The organism is Halostella salina (genome assembly GCF_003675855.1).
In the GTDB taxonomy this organism is placed as follows: Archaea; Halobacteriota; Halobacteria; order Halobacteriales; family Natronoarchaeaceae; genus Halostella; species Halostella salina.
The window spans coordinates 21,529-37,513 of record NZ_RCIH01000002.1; the positions used below are offsets into that span (position 1 = coordinate 21,529).

At 51.2% G+C, this 15,985-nt stretch carries 12 protein-coding genes; 6 read left to right on the forward strand and 6 right to left on the reverse strand.

The window, feature by feature from the left end:
• Positions 1-44 precede the first annotated feature (44 nt).
• The 4 genes from D8896_RS03565 to D8896_RS03575 all read left to right on the forward strand — a co-directional run bounded on the left by D8896_RS03565 (position 45) and on the right by D8896_RS03575 (position 5,788).
• Positions 45-1,853: an ABC transporter ATP-binding protein gene (locus tag D8896_RS03565; protein ID WP_121820719.1), complete on the forward strand. Its 1,809-nt coding sequence runs from the start codon at positions 45-47 to the stop codon at positions 1,851-1,853.
• A gap of 443 nt (positions 1,854-2,296) precedes the next feature.
• Positions 2,297-3,232, forward strand: coding sequence for an alkaline phosphatase family protein (locus D8896_RS03570; protein WP_162991413.1), 936 nt, complete (start codon positions 2,297-2,299; stop codon positions 3,230-3,232).
• A 293-nt stretch (positions 3,233-3,525) separates the two neighbouring features.
• Positions 3,526-4,464 carry an alkaline phosphatase family protein gene (locus tag D8896_RS19130; RefSeq protein ID WP_162991414.1) on the forward strand — a complete coding sequence of 313 codons (939 nt, stop codon included), beginning with the start codon at positions 3,526-3,528 and terminating at the stop codon, positions 4,462-4,464.
• 79 nt (positions 4,465-4,543) lie between these two features.
• The gene (locus D8896_RS03575) at positions 4,544-5,788 is read left to right on the forward strand and encodes a glycosyltransferase family 61 protein (protein ID WP_121820721.1); all 1,245 of its coding nucleotides are present in this window, start codon (positions 4,544-4,546) and stop codon (positions 5,786-5,788) included.
• 361 nt (positions 5,789-6,149) lie between these two features.
• Here the strand turns inward: D8896_RS03575 and D8896_RS19135 are convergent, their stop codons facing one another.
• Positions 6,150-7,001 (reverse strand): glycosyltransferase family protein, encoded by an 852-nt coding sequence (locus D8896_RS19135; protein ID WP_162991415.1) that lies wholly within the window; start codon positions 6,999-7,001, stop codon positions 6,150-6,152.
• A gap of 101 nt (positions 7,002-7,102) precedes the next feature.
• On the opposite strand from D8896_RS19135, the gene D8896_RS19140 reads away from it, so the two are divergent.
• Complete coding sequence (locus D8896_RS19140; RefSeq protein WP_162991416.1) at positions 7,103-8,053, forward strand: alkaline phosphatase family protein; 951 nt, start codon at positions 7,103-7,105, stop codon at positions 8,051-8,053.
• A gap of 12 nt (positions 8,054-8,065) precedes the next feature.
• On the opposite strand, the gene D8896_RS03580 is transcribed toward D8896_RS19140, so the two are convergent.
• Positions 8,066-8,860 (reverse strand): FkbM family methyltransferase, encoded by a 795-nt coding sequence (locus D8896_RS03580; protein ID WP_121820722.1) that lies wholly within the window; start codon positions 8,858-8,860, stop codon positions 8,066-8,068.
• 1,053 nt (positions 8,861-9,913) lie between these two features.
• Entirely contained in the window at positions 9,914-10,852 is a 939-nt protein-coding gene (locus D8896_RS03585) for a hypothetical protein (protein WP_162991417.1), read from the reverse strand.
• Between the two features lie 64 nt (positions 10,853-10,916).
• On the opposite strand from D8896_RS03585, the gene D8896_RS03590 reads away from it, so the two are divergent.
• The gene (locus tag D8896_RS03590; protein ID WP_162991418.1) at positions 10,917-11,603 is read left to right on the forward strand and encodes a glycosyltransferase family 2 protein; all 687 of its coding nucleotides are present in this window, start codon (positions 10,917-10,919) and stop codon (positions 11,601-11,603) included.
• A 2-nt stretch (positions 11,604-11,605) separates the two neighbouring features.
• On the opposite strand, the gene D8896_RS19145 is transcribed toward D8896_RS03590, so the two are convergent.
• Genes D8896_RS19145 through D8896_RS03600 form a run of 3 tightly spaced genes read right to left on the reverse strand, consistent with a single transcriptional unit; the run spans position 11,606 to position 15,985 of the window.
• Positions 11,606-13,498: a hypothetical protein gene (locus tag D8896_RS19145; protein WP_162991419.1), complete on the reverse strand. Its 1,893-nt coding sequence runs from the start codon at positions 13,496-13,498 to the stop codon at positions 11,606-11,608.
• The gene (locus D8896_RS03595; RefSeq protein ID WP_240451995.1) at positions 13,491-14,687 is read right to left on the reverse strand and encodes a glycosyltransferase family 4 protein; all 1,197 of its coding nucleotides are present in this window, start codon (positions 14,685-14,687) and stop codon (positions 13,491-13,493) included. Before D8896_RS03595 ends, D8896_RS19145 begins: the two co-directional genes overlap by 8 nt.
• Complete coding sequence (locus D8896_RS03600) at positions 14,684-15,985, reverse strand: sulfatase-like hydrolase/transferase (protein ID WP_240451996.1); 1,302 nt, start codon at positions 15,983-15,985, stop codon at positions 14,684-14,686. Before D8896_RS03600 ends, D8896_RS03595 begins: the two co-directional genes overlap by 4 nt.

Below are 15,985 nucleotides of genomic sequence, written 5' to 3' on the forward strand. Positions count from 1 at the left end.
TATATGGCTGCCAAGACCATCCGGTATCGTGTTGACCGCTCGCTATGTCTGAGATAGATTCGGCGTCTGTTTCGCGGCGCGAGAAGATCGCTGCCCTCCGGAAAGTCGCTCGGTTCGATCCAAAACTGACGGCGCTCATCGTCGTGTTCGGTGTGACCGCGGCTAGCCTGGAGGCTGTTGGCCTGGGGTTCATCCTCCCAGTCATCGAACTCGTACAGTCCAGCGGCGATCCAGCTGCCAACGCAGACGGTGTCATGGAACTGTTCGTGGCGGCGTACCAACTATTGAACGTCCCGTTTACGCTCGGAACCGTGGTCGTCGGAGTCGCAGCGGTGATGCTCGTCCGGTACACGTCGAGTTTCATGGGTGCGTGGTTCAGAGCCGCCATTCAGACGTACTACGTTCGTCATCTCCAGACGGAGGCGTTCGACCATGCACTCGATGCACGCATTTCGTACTTCGATCAGGAGGGGTCCGACGACATCCTGAACGCGATCATCACGCAGACGAACTTCGCGGGGCGAGTGATCAGGAACGCCGTTCGGTTTCTTCAGGTCGCGTTGCTCTCACTCGTGTATCTGCTGGTGGCCTTCGTCATCTCACCCGAACTCACGATCTTCGCCGTCGTCTTCCTCGGTGGGCTCACGTACGCCGTGCAGAACGTCGTTGAATCCGGATACGAGCTCGGAGACGAAGTCGCGGAGGCAAACGAGAAACGACAGGCAGCCGCACAGGCAGGCACTCAAGGCGTTCGCGATATCCGGATCTTCGGCATCGCCGACGAGCTCCGAGAGAAGTTCTCCGAAGCGGTGGACCGGTACACCGATTCACAGATCACGCTCCGCCGGAACGAGGCCGCGGTTCGGAACTTCTACAATCTGATCGTCGCCGTTTCCGTGTTCATCCTCATCTTCCTCGCGTTGCGGTTCGCGGATCTCTCACTGGGGGCACTGGGCGTGTTTCTGTTCGCGATGTTCAGGCTCGGCCCACAGGCAAGCAGCATGAACCAGATGTTCTACAAGGTCACGAACGACCTCCCGCATCTCGTTCGGACACAGGAGTTCGTCGACAAACTCGCTCGCTACGAGGAACCGGACGACGCTACCCGTCCAGTTCCAGACTCAGTCACGGACGTCGAGTTCGATGACGTCCGGTTCTCGTACGACCAGGAGGAGGACGTCCTTCAGGGAATCACCTTCGAGGCACACCAGGGCGAGTTCATCGCGTTCGTCGGACAGTCCGGGGCCGGCAAGTCGACGATCGCCGCGTTACTCGCGCGGATGTACGAACCGGACGACGGCGAGATACGGGCGAACGGAGAGCCGGTCGCCGAGATGGACATCGACGAGTGGCGGGACCATCTCGCCGTCGTCCGACAGAACCCATACATCTTCGACGACACGTTGCGATACAATCTGACGCTCGCCAACCGTGACGCGTCACGGGCCGAAATCGAGCGAGTGTGCGAGATCGCGAAAGTCGACGAGTTCTTCGACGACCTCCCGAACGGTTACGATACGCTATTGGGGGATGACGGCGTCCGGCTCTCCGGAGGGCAGAAACAGCGGGTCGCGCTCGCCCGGGCCCTGTTGGCCGATGCCGACGTGTTGATTCTGGACGAGGCGACGAGCGACCTCGACACGAACCTGGAAGAAGAGGTACAACAGGCGATCGAGGGGATGGGTCGCGAGTACATCATCATCACGATCGCACACCGGCTCTCGACAGTGAAGAACGCAGAACGGATTTATACGGTCGAAGACGGGCGGATATCGGAGTGCGGTCAACACAACGAACTGCTCGCTCAACAAGGGAAGTACGCGGAGCTGTACGCGACACAAGCACAGGGATAACAAATCCGCCATCATATATTCGGCAGAGTGACGAAATGAAAAGACGATCTCGCCGATTAGATCGTTGTCTCCATACAGCAAGGTCTGCAAGGTGGTTTACCGGTTAGCTGACCCGGGTGGGCTGAAAATGACGAAGGACGAGCTGATTGCCACTGACAGCATCCGCTGCGATCCGAACCAAATCCGGCCCTGAAGCCTTCGTACACGGAGTCACTACGTCCTTCAACTAGTGGAAGGTGCTGTTCAACGGGATCGCCTCTTTTTGTTACGACTTTGGTTCCATGTCGCTGGGTTCGTCCTCCTTGATCTCCACGTGGATCCTGAAGAAGCGCCGCTTGTCGCCGCAGTCGAACAGGTAGCAGATCCAGTCGCGTTCTTCCAAATTCAGTTGGGGGATCCGACTGGCAACTAATTTATACTCTGGTTTAGTTCTATTTGGTGTAATGTCACTTCCAGGGATCCCTATCCGGACCCTATATCCCGCCATAGCAGCGGTACTACAGTCCAGGATTCGTTTTGGCCACAATATTTACTCAGAAGATTGGGACGCCCTCATTATTCTTGATGCTTGTCGTGTTGACGCGTTACGGGAAGTCCAGCACGAATATGATTTTTTGACAGACATAGAAACACGGTGGTCACGGGGGAGTACGTCAAAAGAGTGGCTGGAAAACACGTTTATCGAGCCCTATAGGGATGAGATCGAATCAACCACGTATATTACTTCTAATTATTATTCTACTGAGCTGAGGGAGGAGAATATGAACCGGCTCGGGTATCCAATGGCGGAGGATGAACCTGTTGGGGAACGGGTGTTCAAGACGTTGCTTCAAGACGATGTCCTCTACGCGTCTGAGTTTGGGGAGTTCATCTCCCTGTTTGATAGGGCGGTGTACGAAGACGGGAAGCAACTTCATCCTGAGATGGTCACCGATTGTGCGATCACCGTCGGCCGGGAGAGTGACTGGGATCGGCTCATCATCCATTATATGCAGCCACACCATCCATTCATTCAACGCGATGATCCGCCGAGATCTCATCGAGAGCCGTTCGCATACCTGAACGACGGTGGCCATTTTGAGGAGGTGTGGGAGGGATATCTCGGCAATCTCAGGCTCGCCTTAGATGCTGTCGAACTCCTATTAGAGAATCTCGATGCTGAAAAGACAGTCATCACAGCAGACCACGGTGAGTTGTTCGGGGAACTAGGACAGACCGGTCACGGCGTTGGGATTCCGCATCCGAACCTGCGAAAAGTCCCGTGGGTAGAAACGACGGCGTCCGACACCGGGTCGTACGAACCAGAGTATGAACGGACTGAGGAACGTGCCGCAGAGGACGAACTTCAGGAGCGGTTAGAAGCACTCGGTTACCGATAAACCGATTTTCAATCTTGCTGGGGTCTTAGGTTCACATTCTTGACTATGGAGGTAGGTCCACCGACACAGAATCGACGAAGAAATCTATAAAGTCTCCACGCTAAACTGGAGGTCTATCCACTCGGATGAGAAATACCCATGTTTTCAGGTAGTGGATCCGATTGTAGTCCTTGAAATCCAACCGCTCATTCATCGGTTTGGTCATTGTCCCACCATAGGTTCTAACATCGTGGTCTGGAAAGTGACTAGCGCCCTATAGAAACGTTAATAATTTACTGGAAAAGTTCAACTGTATGGGTCGAATCGCTACAGAATTAGTCGGAGCATATATATCAACCGTCTCTATTGTTCAGTCGTATTTCCGGTTGGGGACAAACATCTATGAAGACGATTGGGACGGACTCATCGTTCTTGATGCTTGCCGTGTTGATGCATTACGCGAGGTACAGGACGAATATGAATTTCTGACAGGTATCGAATCACAGTGGTCGAGAGGGAGTAACTCAAAGGAATGGTTAGAAAATACGTTTACTGCCGAATATCTGAACAGGATCGATTCAACGGCGTATATAACCGCAAACCCATTTGTGAACGAATTAGATGGTTCCCCACCTGATCCATCGGGATATCCACCGGGTCGAGATTCGGCAATCTGTAATAATCGACTGACCTCAGGACTTATTCGGGACGATGTCGTCTCGGCAGAAGATTTTGGTGATATAATCGAACTGTGGGACCTGGCTACGGGAGAAGACGACCCTCAGACCCACCCCAGTCCGGTAACTGATTGTGCAATAACCACCGCTCGAAAGACGGATTATGAACGATATATAATTCATTATATGCAACCGCACCACCCATTTTACGGAGATGCGGGGGACAAGCCATGGAATAAAGAGCCGTTTAGGTATCTGAAAAACGGTGGCGATTATGAGGCAGTGAGGGATGCTTACATTGACAACCTTCGGCTTGTACTAGATCATGTCGAACTCCTGTTGGAAAACTTTGACGCAGAGAGCGTCGTGATCACAGCTGATCACGGAGAACTATTCGGAGAGTGGGGATTGTATTCGCATATGGTTGGAGTTCCGCATCCGAATCTGCGAAAAGTCCCGTGGGTAGAAACGACGGCGTCCGACACCGGGTCGTACGAACCAGAGTATGAACGTTCTGATGAGCGAGTTTCGGAAGATGAACTTCAGGAGCGGCTAAAGGCACTCGGTTACCGATGACACGCTCACATTTTTACGACGATACGTATGATACTTCAGAACCTTTGTATGTTGACACACATCAAGAATATAGAAGGTGATGACAGTCCAGTCTCCTCTCCGGAAAGCTCTGCGATACTATCGAGAAAACGGTGCTTTCACGCTCGCCCAGTCGACGTTCAATTATCTCGGGTTTGCGGGTTGGCCCGTCGTGGGGAGGGCTATCGACGCAGTGTATCCGAGATTCATTGTCCCCTCGGAGGAGCTCAAATCGGAGTACTGCTCCCAATATTGGGAGTTAGAGGACGATCTTGATGGACTCCACTACGGCCTCAACGAGAAGATCGCACCACTCCAAGACGATCCCTTACTCTCCTATAACTACTATCCGCGATTTGCGTTCAAACAGCCGTTCGTTGCTGAGGTGCCGAACATCTCCGTCGCCGGTCCCTACGCGAGCGCATTCACGGATGACGGGAAGGTCCTCCTCGACCCGCACAATTCGTTCACGCCGGGGGCTGGCTGGCGCACGGGTGGTGCGATCAAGACGGCCATCTCGGACGTACCACTTACCGTCGGAACCGCATTGCTTCGTGGGCATGCCCCGGAACCGACACGGACGGTCCCTATCGCGGCGCTCGTCCACGACTATTGGGGCAACTTCTATCACTGGACGCTCGAAGAATTGCTCAAGCTCCGGGGTGTCCAGCAGTACGAACAGACAACGGGCCGCGAGGTCCCGATTATTATTCCGTCGGACCCGAAACCGTACATCACTGAATCGCTCAGGTTGCTCGGCTACGACGAAGACGACTACATCGAGTGGGACGGAGAGCCGTTAGGCGTCAAGCAACTGGTCGTGCCGTCGTTCCCGGATCCCACGCCACGCGCGATCGAGTGGCTACGGAACGAGATCACCAGCGGAATTGATCTATCGGACGAGACCAGTCCTGACTGGGTGTACGTCTCCAGACAGAACGCAAGTAAGAGGCGCGTGGTCAACTATGAGGAGGTACTGCCGGTGCTGGAGCAGTACGGTGTGCAGCCAGTAGAATGTGAGACGCTCTCGTTGGAGAAGCAGATTCGGTTGTTCAGTGGTGTAGACGGAATCATCGGCCCACATGGGGCAGGATTGACTGGGATGATTTGGGGGTCGGATATCCGCGTTGTCGAGGTGTTCAACAACGTTGTGAAGGGTCCATATTACGTATTGGCACACGTCCTCGGACACGACTATACGGCACTTTCAGCGGATCCTGTCGGAGATGCACACAGTGAGCGAGAAAGAGATGTACATATTGAACCAAACAAATTAGCCGAGACGCTTGATCGGCGTACAAATTGATTCAGTACTTTGTTTAGATAACCATATTTAGATTATGTAGAATTGGGACTCGCTATAGACCGGTCGAAGATATTCATATCCCTGAATCCATAATGTGAAGAAAAGTATTATCGTTATGATAGAAGGTGGCTCTATGGTCAGTTCCGAATTATATCTTGATTACCTCCCATCTCAGGTTGTCCGGGTAGATGAGATCACTGATGTTGGTAGTGGTATGTCTCCTTGTTATCATATACAAAGGGAGTCAGATGTTTGGACTTCAACATCTGCAGAAAGTCTTATTAATAAAATAGTGGAACTAAAACAGAACTCTGGGTTGAACAGCTAATCCCACTCAATCTTTATGTTTTTAATTCTTCTCTTACTCTAACATCCGCTTACCAGCTATTATCATTTGACCGACCCCCTCTTCTTTTCGTTTTTCATTGGCTCGTTTTAATAGATCTATTGTTCCAGATACACCAGTATCACGTATCTTGTACCACATCGATTTTTTATTCGTTACAACTCGAAACGGGTATCTGTCAAATGTAATCACACGTCGCCCGGTGTTTCGATTAAGTCTCCGACTGAAGTCGTCGAGTTCCTTTTTCGAATACCCTTGATGATGGATGATTTTTACCTTCCCAGATGCATAGGATACATTCTTATTCATGAAATTGTATTCCGGAGTTAGAGTTAGAATTTCAATTTCTGAGTTGTATAATGCCGATCGTAAGGCTGGTTGGTTATATTTGTAATTGAGTGACTCGTATGTTTCCTGCCAATGTTTGAAAAGTCCTCTGACTGACGGTGAATCATTAAATGCGATTACACCGCTATTATACTCTGGGAATGAATCAGGAATACTCAACCCATGTTCTTTATAAACATCCTCATTCCACCAGTGGCGGGCATTATTATGTGCCATCGCCAGATCTCCACGATCAAGTAGATCAAATATTTCAGATATATTGCCACATATGTAGGTGTCTGCGTCCAAATATAGGTTCTTATCGTGTTTTATATGATCTTCAGTTAAAATACTATCACCAGCAACAGAGACTTCGCTATCTATATTTATTACGTTATCAAACACACCCTTTTCAATATCTTCGTCCGTATAGATTGTTATTGAGACATTAGGATTGTATTTCTTTAGACTTTTAGCAGAAACACGTGCGTGGCGAATGAAGGCATCGCCAGATGCGATATAAAACGCCCCTCTTGACATATCCATATATTTTCTGTCACACAGCAAAAAGCTTTCTGTGTTTAAGAATAGTATCTCTGCTAACCGATATGGTTTCAGGACGAATACATCGTGGACTAGAGGTGCTTCAAGAAGGAGGACTACTAAGCCTAAAGAGAGCTGTATTCAATAATCTCGCCCCTCGATACATTGGGAAAGTCCTCTCTTGTAACGGTCTGTATGGGGAAAACGTCTTTTCGAGGGACTGGGATGTTCTAATTCTACTGGATACCTGTCGTGTGGATGCGTTACAAGCAGTTGCTAACGAATATGAGTTCATAGCTGACGTGAATAGCATTCGCTCAGTTGGAGGTACATCAGCTGAATGGATGGCAAATACATTCACACAGAAACATACAGAGACGATAAATGAGACAGCATATATAGCGAATAATGCTTTCGCTTCTAAGCTATTTAGCGAATCCGGATATTCTCTACCCGAGCTTCCATTTTGTAGCTGGAAGACAGTAGAAGAAAACGACTTCGGAAAGCTTGAGCATATTTGGAAATATGAACCCAAAGGAGAGGGAGGTGAGCTTGGACACTTAATGGGCCATACTCCACCACGCCCGGTAACAGATCGTGCTATATCTGTCATGAGAAACTCAGATTACGAGCGTGTTATCCTTCATTACAACCAGCCTCATAAGCCGTATACAGCAGACGCACTTGATGAAAACCGAGAACTGCAAGAGCACGAACATTTCCCATTTGACTATTTAAGAAGGGGAGGGAGTAAAGATACGGTATTCAATTCCTATCTGAACAATCTTCGATATGTATTAGATGACGTAAAGCTACTGCTACAGAACATTGATGCGAATCGTGTCGCGATTAGTGCTGATCACGGGGAAGCGTTTGGTGAGTACTGTACGTATGAACATCCGTTTGGAAGTCTCAACCCAGTTGTACGCCTTGTTCCCTGGGTGATTACATCAGGAGAAGACGATAAAACATATATACCCGAATTTGATCCCATTGAAAATACGGATAGAGATGTTGATGTACTACTTAACGCACTAGGATATACATGATATAGGATGACGTCATTTGCTCATGTTTAAGGCGATCCTCCCTAAGTCAGAATAGTCATGTATTTCATAGGATATACCATTTAGTCGTTTATCAAATTCAGCTACTTGTGACTGATTAAGATGAATATCCTCAATATTTATTATATTTGGGCATATTTCATCTTCAAGAAAAGAATAGACGACCTTATCGTCCATACCTTCAGTATCAACTTGCAATAGATCTACGTCATCAATAATGTCTGATTCGCTTATAATTCTAGAAGGTCGGTAAGTTTCCACTCTTACACCCTCTATTATTGACTCTGGTTTTGAATTTGAGTCGATATTATTTGATGCCCAACTAAGCAATTTATTTTTATCTGAAGTAGTAACACCAGTAGGGATTCTATAGTCCGGCCATTCATGCCCATACGATGCGTCGACATCAGACCAGTACTCTTCTTTGATCCTGTATAGTTTTATATAATCTTCATCTGAAAGTGTAACAGCTTTATTTAATATCTCGACAGACGGGTGGGATTTGTAATTTTCTTTTAGATATGGAATGAGTTTTTCTTGAGGTTCGATTAGAATGACATTTATATTGTCTTTATTGTTTTTCACAAAATCAAATATGGGGTCGCCATATTTCCCATCATTAGCACCTACTTGAATTATATTTAAACTTCCTTTAACTGCCAGTCCTCCCCTTAGTATATTCATATAGAACTCAATGTTTTCATCATAACTATGGCCTAATCCAACCATTCTCAAGACACTCCTTGCTGTAGACTTTGACAGAGACAACACAGAACCAGATAGTTTCATACGAGACAGATTCTTAGTGGAACGACTAATATACTGTGATAGGTTGAATCCCCTAATCAGTATAGTTCAGTTAATTATATCTTTTCCAGTAATAATATTATCTAAGGCTTGGCCGGTCATGGTTGCCGCTCCAAATTCTATCAATAAGTTCGTGAAATAATACAGTACGTTAGGAGGAACGGGACCCACTGGCCACTATTCAATTAGATCATTTATATTCGATAATATATACTGTCGCCAGTCTATGAGCAAAAACACACCAACGAATATCATCTCATCTGCACCATCGGTACCGGGATCGATTTCCTCGGGTAAGCAGTCGAGACACCACGTTTGTCGGGACGTCCACACACCCCCGTCGTACCACATCGCTTACATTCCTGTCGTGTCATCGTACTTAATACTCCGGTTATACGAAGCGCAGGTTCGGCCTGTCTCGACACCGTTGAGCACCGCCGCCGGATCAGGCTTTGCCATCGATACTCACCTCCCGCCACTCATCGAGGTCAGTCCTCATGAGTGTCCATCCGGATTCGGAAGCTGGGTCATATCGCCTGTCGAGGGGTCCCCCTCGACCCGGACTCTACACTCCTCACCGACGGATACGGCTGAGCCACAGTGACCTCAACAGACGGTCTGTTCGACCGTTGTGACCCCGCAAATCCGGCCTTTCGCCACTAATGTGATCTTATCGGTAGCTACACATCTCCAGAAGATCACAGTTCAGGTTCTCACCGTAGTATTCGTTGACAAACTGCCGAGGGATTCGAAGGGTCTTGTATTCGTACCGGACCAAGACGCCACCGTTGAACACGAGGACTCGATGCGCTTGTAAATAATGGCTGGATTCCCCTTTGTCCCGTGGTTCTAATAGGCGATATCACGTCTGATAGAGGTGTTTCGATACTCTTGGCGGGTATCGCTGGGGGGTCTTCAAGAAGTACGATTTCCTCTTCACGGATCATCTCCTAGAGCTCGTCCTCAAACACACCCTCGTCAACAGAATATAATCGATATCAAGCGGGATATGGTAGCTTCTGGTGCCGTGAGGGACTAGAAATAACCCAGCGCTTCTAGTTTCTCTTCCCTGTCCACTCTTTCGCTCGCAGTGTCGTAATTGCTGGCAGTATACGTGTTCCTATCGGTAGCCGTCGTCTCCCACCACGGCACCTCTCGGACTGCCGGATGGATGTGATCCCGTGGATGCCCCCAGCGCCCCTTTTCACCCAGATAGTTGCCGTGGTCGGCCGTGATCACGACCTTCGATGCGTCGATGTTGTCAAGCAGTATCTCGAGATCGTCGAGCACCGGGGCGAGGTTCTCGCGATATGCCTCTCGTGCGGTGTCTGGGTCTATAGCGCCGGATTTCACCGCTGCCCACTCGGCCTCTTCTCGCTCTTCTCCGGGCTCGCCCTCCTGTGGACTGAATCCCGTGAATCGGCCAGCGTGTTTCCCGACCGGCGGCAGGTGTGGCTGCATGTAGTGAACGACGTACCGGTCGAACTCCCCGGTCCTGATTGCAGCTATCGCGCGGTCGGTCACCGGCCTCGGAGGGACGGTTTCGAGCTCTTCGTCCCACGCGTACTGCCAGACCCGATCCACGTCCCCCAGCGCGGATTTCGGGAGCTCGTTCGTGAAGACGTTGGCCGTGATGTACGCCGTCTCCGCGAGTGTCTCCTCCGGTGCAGACCCGAAGGTCCGCCGGATCCAATCGGGCGACCACGAGCTCACACTCGTCGCTTTCTCGGGGTCCCCCAACCGGATCGAGTGGGAGGCGATCCGCTCGGCGGCGAGGTCGTACCGACACGCATCCAAGATGACGGCGACGTCCCAGTCTTCCTCGAATAGATATCTCGCCTTCCGCGGCGTGAAAACGAACTCGTCATACACTCCCTGAACGCGAAAATAGAGCCAGGTCGGGATCTGTGTGGGGTTTCGAACCCCTTTCGAAATGAGCCTTCCCGGGTCCATCACCTCGTTCTCATCTGTCACGATATATATGTGCTGTGGGATACGGCTCTGTAGAATTTATAACCCAGGAAAGATATATCCGCGTATGGAAATCGAACGCTGGCAGTCGGGGCCAAACCCCTCTATCTCTGTGGTTATCCCGACTGTTCCGTCTACGGACCATTCCGATGTCGTGGAGGAGCTGAAGGAACAGTCGTTCACGGAGGAATGGGAAATCCTAATAATCGTCGATGATGAGCCGACAGACCGACGTTGTGAAGCGCGAAATACTGGACTCCGCGAATCGACAGCGGACATTGTTGCGCATACGGACGATGATGTTTCACCGCCTAGTGATTGGTTAGATAATATTCATACAGCGTTTGAAGCGGATGTCATTTGTGTTGAGGGACCTGTGCGAGGGGGGATGAACTACACGGGAACTGGTCTCTATCGTGGATGTAACATGGCGGTCCGTCGAAGTGAAGCACTAAGGGTAGGTGGATGGGATGAAGAATTCGCTGGGTGGCGTGACGATACAGAGTTCGGATGGCGTCTTGAGCGAGAAGGGGAGGGAAAATGTATATATGTGGACTCTCTCTTGATGCACCATCCGCCCAAACCAAGAACTGAACCAAGAATTGATCAAGAAATAATGCTCTACAACCGATTCTCCAATAGATACCGGGATCGAGTACCCGGAAGTGCAAAAAAACATGCATTCATGTTCTTAGTGGAACGGCGTTTGGGGAGATATATATTGAATATTTTAAATAAAAATGGCATAAATTGATCTTATTTAGATACGAATGCTGTTGTTTCCCCATTCGAATAAACCCGGTCATGCATTGGTTGATATGGGGTTCCAACAAATACAAACTGCCGGCCACCTAACGAAAGACCATCTGCTGAGATCATGCCAGTTCGATTTGCAAGCTGAGAGTAGACGATCAAATCCCCTTGGTTTACGTCTGTCAGGTTGGCTTTTCCGGTATGCGGTCCAGTTCGTTCAATTGGGATCGATGTGGAAGGTTGAGTCAGTTGTATTAGGCTGACACCGTAGGTTTGGGCCCACCGATCTCCTTGTTCTCTCTGTTGCGTGTCGAATTGCCGAGAATGCGGTAAATCCTCGCTGACAGGTGATGTTGCCTTATCGGCGATTGGGGAGACCAGACTGGCCGTGGCGAAGGCAGTCACAAGAATGACGATAGCGATGCGTCCGCCGTTGATGGTAATGGTCCCCCCATTGAACACACCACGACTGTCGATCACGTAGAATAGTGCTCCAACACAGATATTGAATCCGAAGAGTACGAGTAACCCGTAGAAACGTTGTGGTGCAGTATCTACCGAATTCGTCAGTAGACTCACAACCAGCAGAAGAGATATAGCACCGATCCAGGTGATGACGAAGTCATACTCCCATTCGCTCCGTTGGAACAACCAAACCGCACCGAGGATTGACAGTGTGAAGAGAATCGTCTGAGCAGCCGTACTGGCGATCAGTACATTGATTGCGAGTTCCGAATATCGTCCCGGTCCACCCGTGGCTGTCCCCGTTTCTGAGGATTGGACGACAGACAAAAGAAGTCCAGTAAACCGTCCCACTAGTGGTCCCTGGTGAATCGGATTGCCCATCACACTGAGGAGATACACAATGACGAACAGAAGAGCATCTCTGGCAGATGTCATTGAAGCGTACTCTCGGGGTGTGATCTGGCTTGAAACAAATGTGAACGCACCGAGAACAATGAGAAGAATCATCGCTGCTCCGGCACTAAACTGATGGCCGAATACGAGTGCAGGTATAATGAGGATGCCAATTATAACCCTTCTAATTGGTGGATTCGACAGATTCAACGACTGATACAGTAGTACCCCAGTGCTACCCAAAAGCATAATCAGTACATAAAAGAAGTTCAGCTTGTTCGGATGCATACCACGACCAAGCATCCAGCTAGATGTCACAAAGATGAGCGTGGCATAGAGCGCCATTCGCTGCGGTATTGAGGGGAAAAAGCGATCGAATAATGAGATCACCAAAACAGTACATACGAGTAATAGTGTTGCGAGAAGAAAATATCCGAGTTGGGGCGACAATCCGGTAATGTGGGCAAATATCGCAGTATGAGCGAGGTGACCTGCGTAGATTGTCTGTCCAGTTAGGATGTTCCCCGTTGAGAGGATATGTGCTACACTTGGGATGTAAGCTCGTAACGTATCAGGACCGGCCATTCCAGCCGGAAATAAGAACTGACTGCTCCAATAAGTGAAAAATGATAACGATGCTATCTGCGGGACGATACTGTGCACCGACATTCCTCTAGCTATTTGATACGCAATAAGTCCAGAATAGCCTCCGAAGAGCACGTACAGGAGAGTGGGCCGCTGATACGTGTAGAATCGGAAGAGAATGATTATTGCGGTGGCATACAGACAAGCAAGGATTATTGGAATACGTCCATCTAACGGATCGTTTTCTGGTTTGATGGGTATCTCCGAGGGGAGGTAAAACCATTTCAGTAATAATCCGACAACACCGAGGAAACTGCCGATCGCTAACCCGAGAACCGGACCAACAACTGACCAGAACTCTAAGGAAATAAAAATGTACAGCAACGACAACCCAACCACTAAGAGAAGAACTGTTGCGTATTTCCGAAGCCAGTGGATGACGTGATTAATCATTATTTAGGCGTTCAGTATGATCCTTTTGGATAGAACGATACACATCGTCCACACGCGCCGCAATGGAAGTCCAGTCGTGTTCCATTGCCCAACTTCGGGCGTTATCCGATAGTTGAGCGGATTGCTTCGAATTACTCAATACTTTCCCTATCCGTTCAGCTAACCCTTTAATGTCATTCCGTCCAATGAGAAACCCCGTTTCCCCGTCGTCAACCGCCGTCGGGATCCCTCCCACTGAAGTACCAACAACGGGCGTTCCACAGGCCATCGCCTCCATGAACACGATACCGAACCCCTCGTACTCCGATGGCAACACGAACAGGTCCACCGAGGAGTACAGCGACGGGAGTTCCTCGTCAGGGACGAACCCGAGGAAACGAACGCTATCACGGACACCTAGCTCCGCAGCCAGTTCTTTCAACGACGGTTCCAATCGTCCCGTCCCGCCGATGAGTAACTCCGCGTCGTCGTACTCCAGTTGCGCGAAGGCGCGGATCGCCTTGTCGATGCCTTTCCGCGGGTCGAGTCGGCTCAACACCAGAACCGACCGCTTCGAATCATCCACGGCAGGATGCACAGCGTCCGTCGGACTGAACCGCTCCGTATCGATGCCGGGCGGCACAGTCGTGAGTTTCGCCTCGTCGAATCGGTACAGGTCCCGCAACTGCTCACGCGTGTGGTCGCTCACTGCGATGATGTGGTCCGCGGACCGCCCGCTCACCAGGTCCAGAAGGACGTTCACCGGGTGGAAGAAGTACTTGAATAGGTAATCGACGAACCCCCGAGGATCGACGGACCGCGCTTCGTCGTAGGACGTGCCGTGACTCGTCAACACCAGCGGCGCATCCAGCCCGCGCAGGAACAGCGGTCCGAACGCGACCGTGGATGCGGGCATCAGCGTGCCGTGAATCACGTCGTACTGCTCGAAGTCGATCCGGAGCCGACACGCGATGCTGAAGTACAGCGTCGAGAACACCACGAGCGGACGCGCCTTCGTGATGCGCGTCACGGTCACGTTGGGATGCGTCGGCACATCGTTGTCCTCGCCGGGCACCGCCTGCGTGTAGACGTCCACTTCGTGCCCGAGCTCCCCCAGCGCGTTCGCGAGTTCGTACGCGTACGTCGCGCCGCCACCCGTACGCGGTGGATACATCTTCGTGACGAAACACACCTTCAGGCCGTCAGTCATAGTGGCGTCCCGCCGGCGGTTAGTTCGTTCGCCGCCGTTTCGACGCGTTCCTTCTCGGTCTGCGTCGTTCTGTGTCGGTCGGCGAGGTCCGCCAGCGACGACGCGACCTCGGGATGCGTGGTGCTCGCATCGGTCGACTCCTTGGGGTCCGATCCGAGGTCGTACAGCTGTGTGTCTTCTTCGGCGGTGACGAACTTCCATCGAGGCGTTCGGATGGACAGCACCTGATTGTTCTCGGTCTTCGACACTACGAACGGCTGTGTGTGGGCCTGTGGGTCGAACTCCCTCCCGCTAGCCAGCGCGGCGAACAGTTCCGGCAGCGACTGAAGAGACACCTGCTCGCTCACGCGTTCGGCCGACCCGGCATTGTGTACGAACAGCGGTACGCGAAGGTTCTCCTCGTACAGTGTCTGCTCGTGGCCGAAGTTCCCGTGTTCGCCGAGCGCTTCGCCGTGGTCCGAGTGGAACACCGTCACGGGGTCGTAGCCACTAACGGCCTCGGTGAGTGCGTCAACGAAGCCGTCTACGGACCGGACTGCATCCCGGTACGCCTGTCCGATCAGTTCCTCAGCACGGTCGGAGAGTTCCTCGTCCGAGGACTGTCCGTGCCAGTATCGCAAGATGGAGTAGTACATCTCCCATGCCGCGGACTCCTCGCGGTGCCGTCTCGGGGTGATGTATGGCTGATGAGAATCGAGAATGAACACCCAGACAAAAAACGGTTCGGAGAGGTCAGCCAGTTTCTCCTGAATAATGTCGAAGTAGCCCGTCCACTGTGAGAACCACTCCTTCTTGGAACTCCACCCGAAGATATCCCCGGGTAGTGCCTCGAACCCGCTGTCGGCGAGTGTGAACAGCGTCGAATCCGAGAGCTTCGACGAGTCAATGTCCGGGCTATCGGCGCTGATTTCGGTGAAGTCGTCGAACCCGTAGTCGAAGTTGCTCTCCCGGGTCGTCCACGGGTTCGCGGTGAACGCTACGGTCTCGTAGCCCCGACGCTGCAACCGTTCGCTCAAGTGCTGAAACCGGGTCATGTGTTCGCCGATTCGTTGCTGGCGGCCCTGCCAGTTTGCCATCGTCCAGTTCTCGTCATCGGACATGAACTCGCCCGTGAACATCACGGGTACGCTCGACGGCGTCCGCGGCCCGGGAGCGATGGCCTGAGTGTACGAGATCCCCTCGTCAGCGAGCCGGTCGATGGTCGGCGTCAACCCGGAATCCGGGTTGATGAATCCGCAGTGATCGGCCCGAAGACTATCTACGCTCACCAGCACGAGGTTACGCTTCGAGTCCGTCAC

What these genes read in the sequence shown, in the direction of transcription:
- D8896_RS03565 (WP_121820719.1), top strand. Translation starts at nt 45, where the DNA reads ATGTCTGAGATAGATTCGGCGTCTGTTTCGCGGCGCGAGAAGATCGCT.
- D8896_RS03570 (WP_162991413.1), top strand. Translation starts at nt 2,297, where the DNA reads ATGTCACTTCCAGGGATCCCTATCCGGACCCTATATCCCGCCATAGCA.
- D8896_RS19130 (WP_162991414.1), top strand. Translation starts at nt 3,526, where the DNA reads ATGGGTCGAATCGCTACAGAATTAGTCGGAGCATATATATCAACCGTC.
- D8896_RS03575 (WP_121820721.1), top strand. Translation starts at nt 4,544, where the DNA reads ATGACAGTCCAGTCTCCTCTCCGGAAAGCTCTGCGATACTATCGAGAA.
- D8896_RS19135 (WP_162991415.1), bottom strand. Translation starts at nt 7,001, where the DNA reads ATGTCAAGAGGGGCGTTTTATATCGCATCTGGCGATGCCTTCATTCGC.
- D8896_RS03580 (WP_121820722.1), bottom strand. Translation starts at nt 8,860, where the DNA reads ATGAAACTATCTGGTTCTGTGTTGTCTCTGTCAAAGTCTACAGCAAGG.
- D8896_RS03590 (WP_162991418.1), top strand. Translation starts at nt 10,917, where the DNA reads ATGGAAATCGAACGCTGGCAGTCGGGGCCAAACCCCTCTATCTCTGTG.
- D8896_RS19145 (WP_162991419.1), bottom strand. Translation starts at nt 13,498, where the DNA reads ATGATTAATCACGTCATCCACTGGCTTCGGAAATACGCAACAGTTCTT.
- D8896_RS03595 (WP_240451995.1), bottom strand. Translation starts at nt 14,687, where the DNA reads ATGACTGACGGCCTGAAGGTGTGTTTCGTCACGAAGATGTATCCACCG.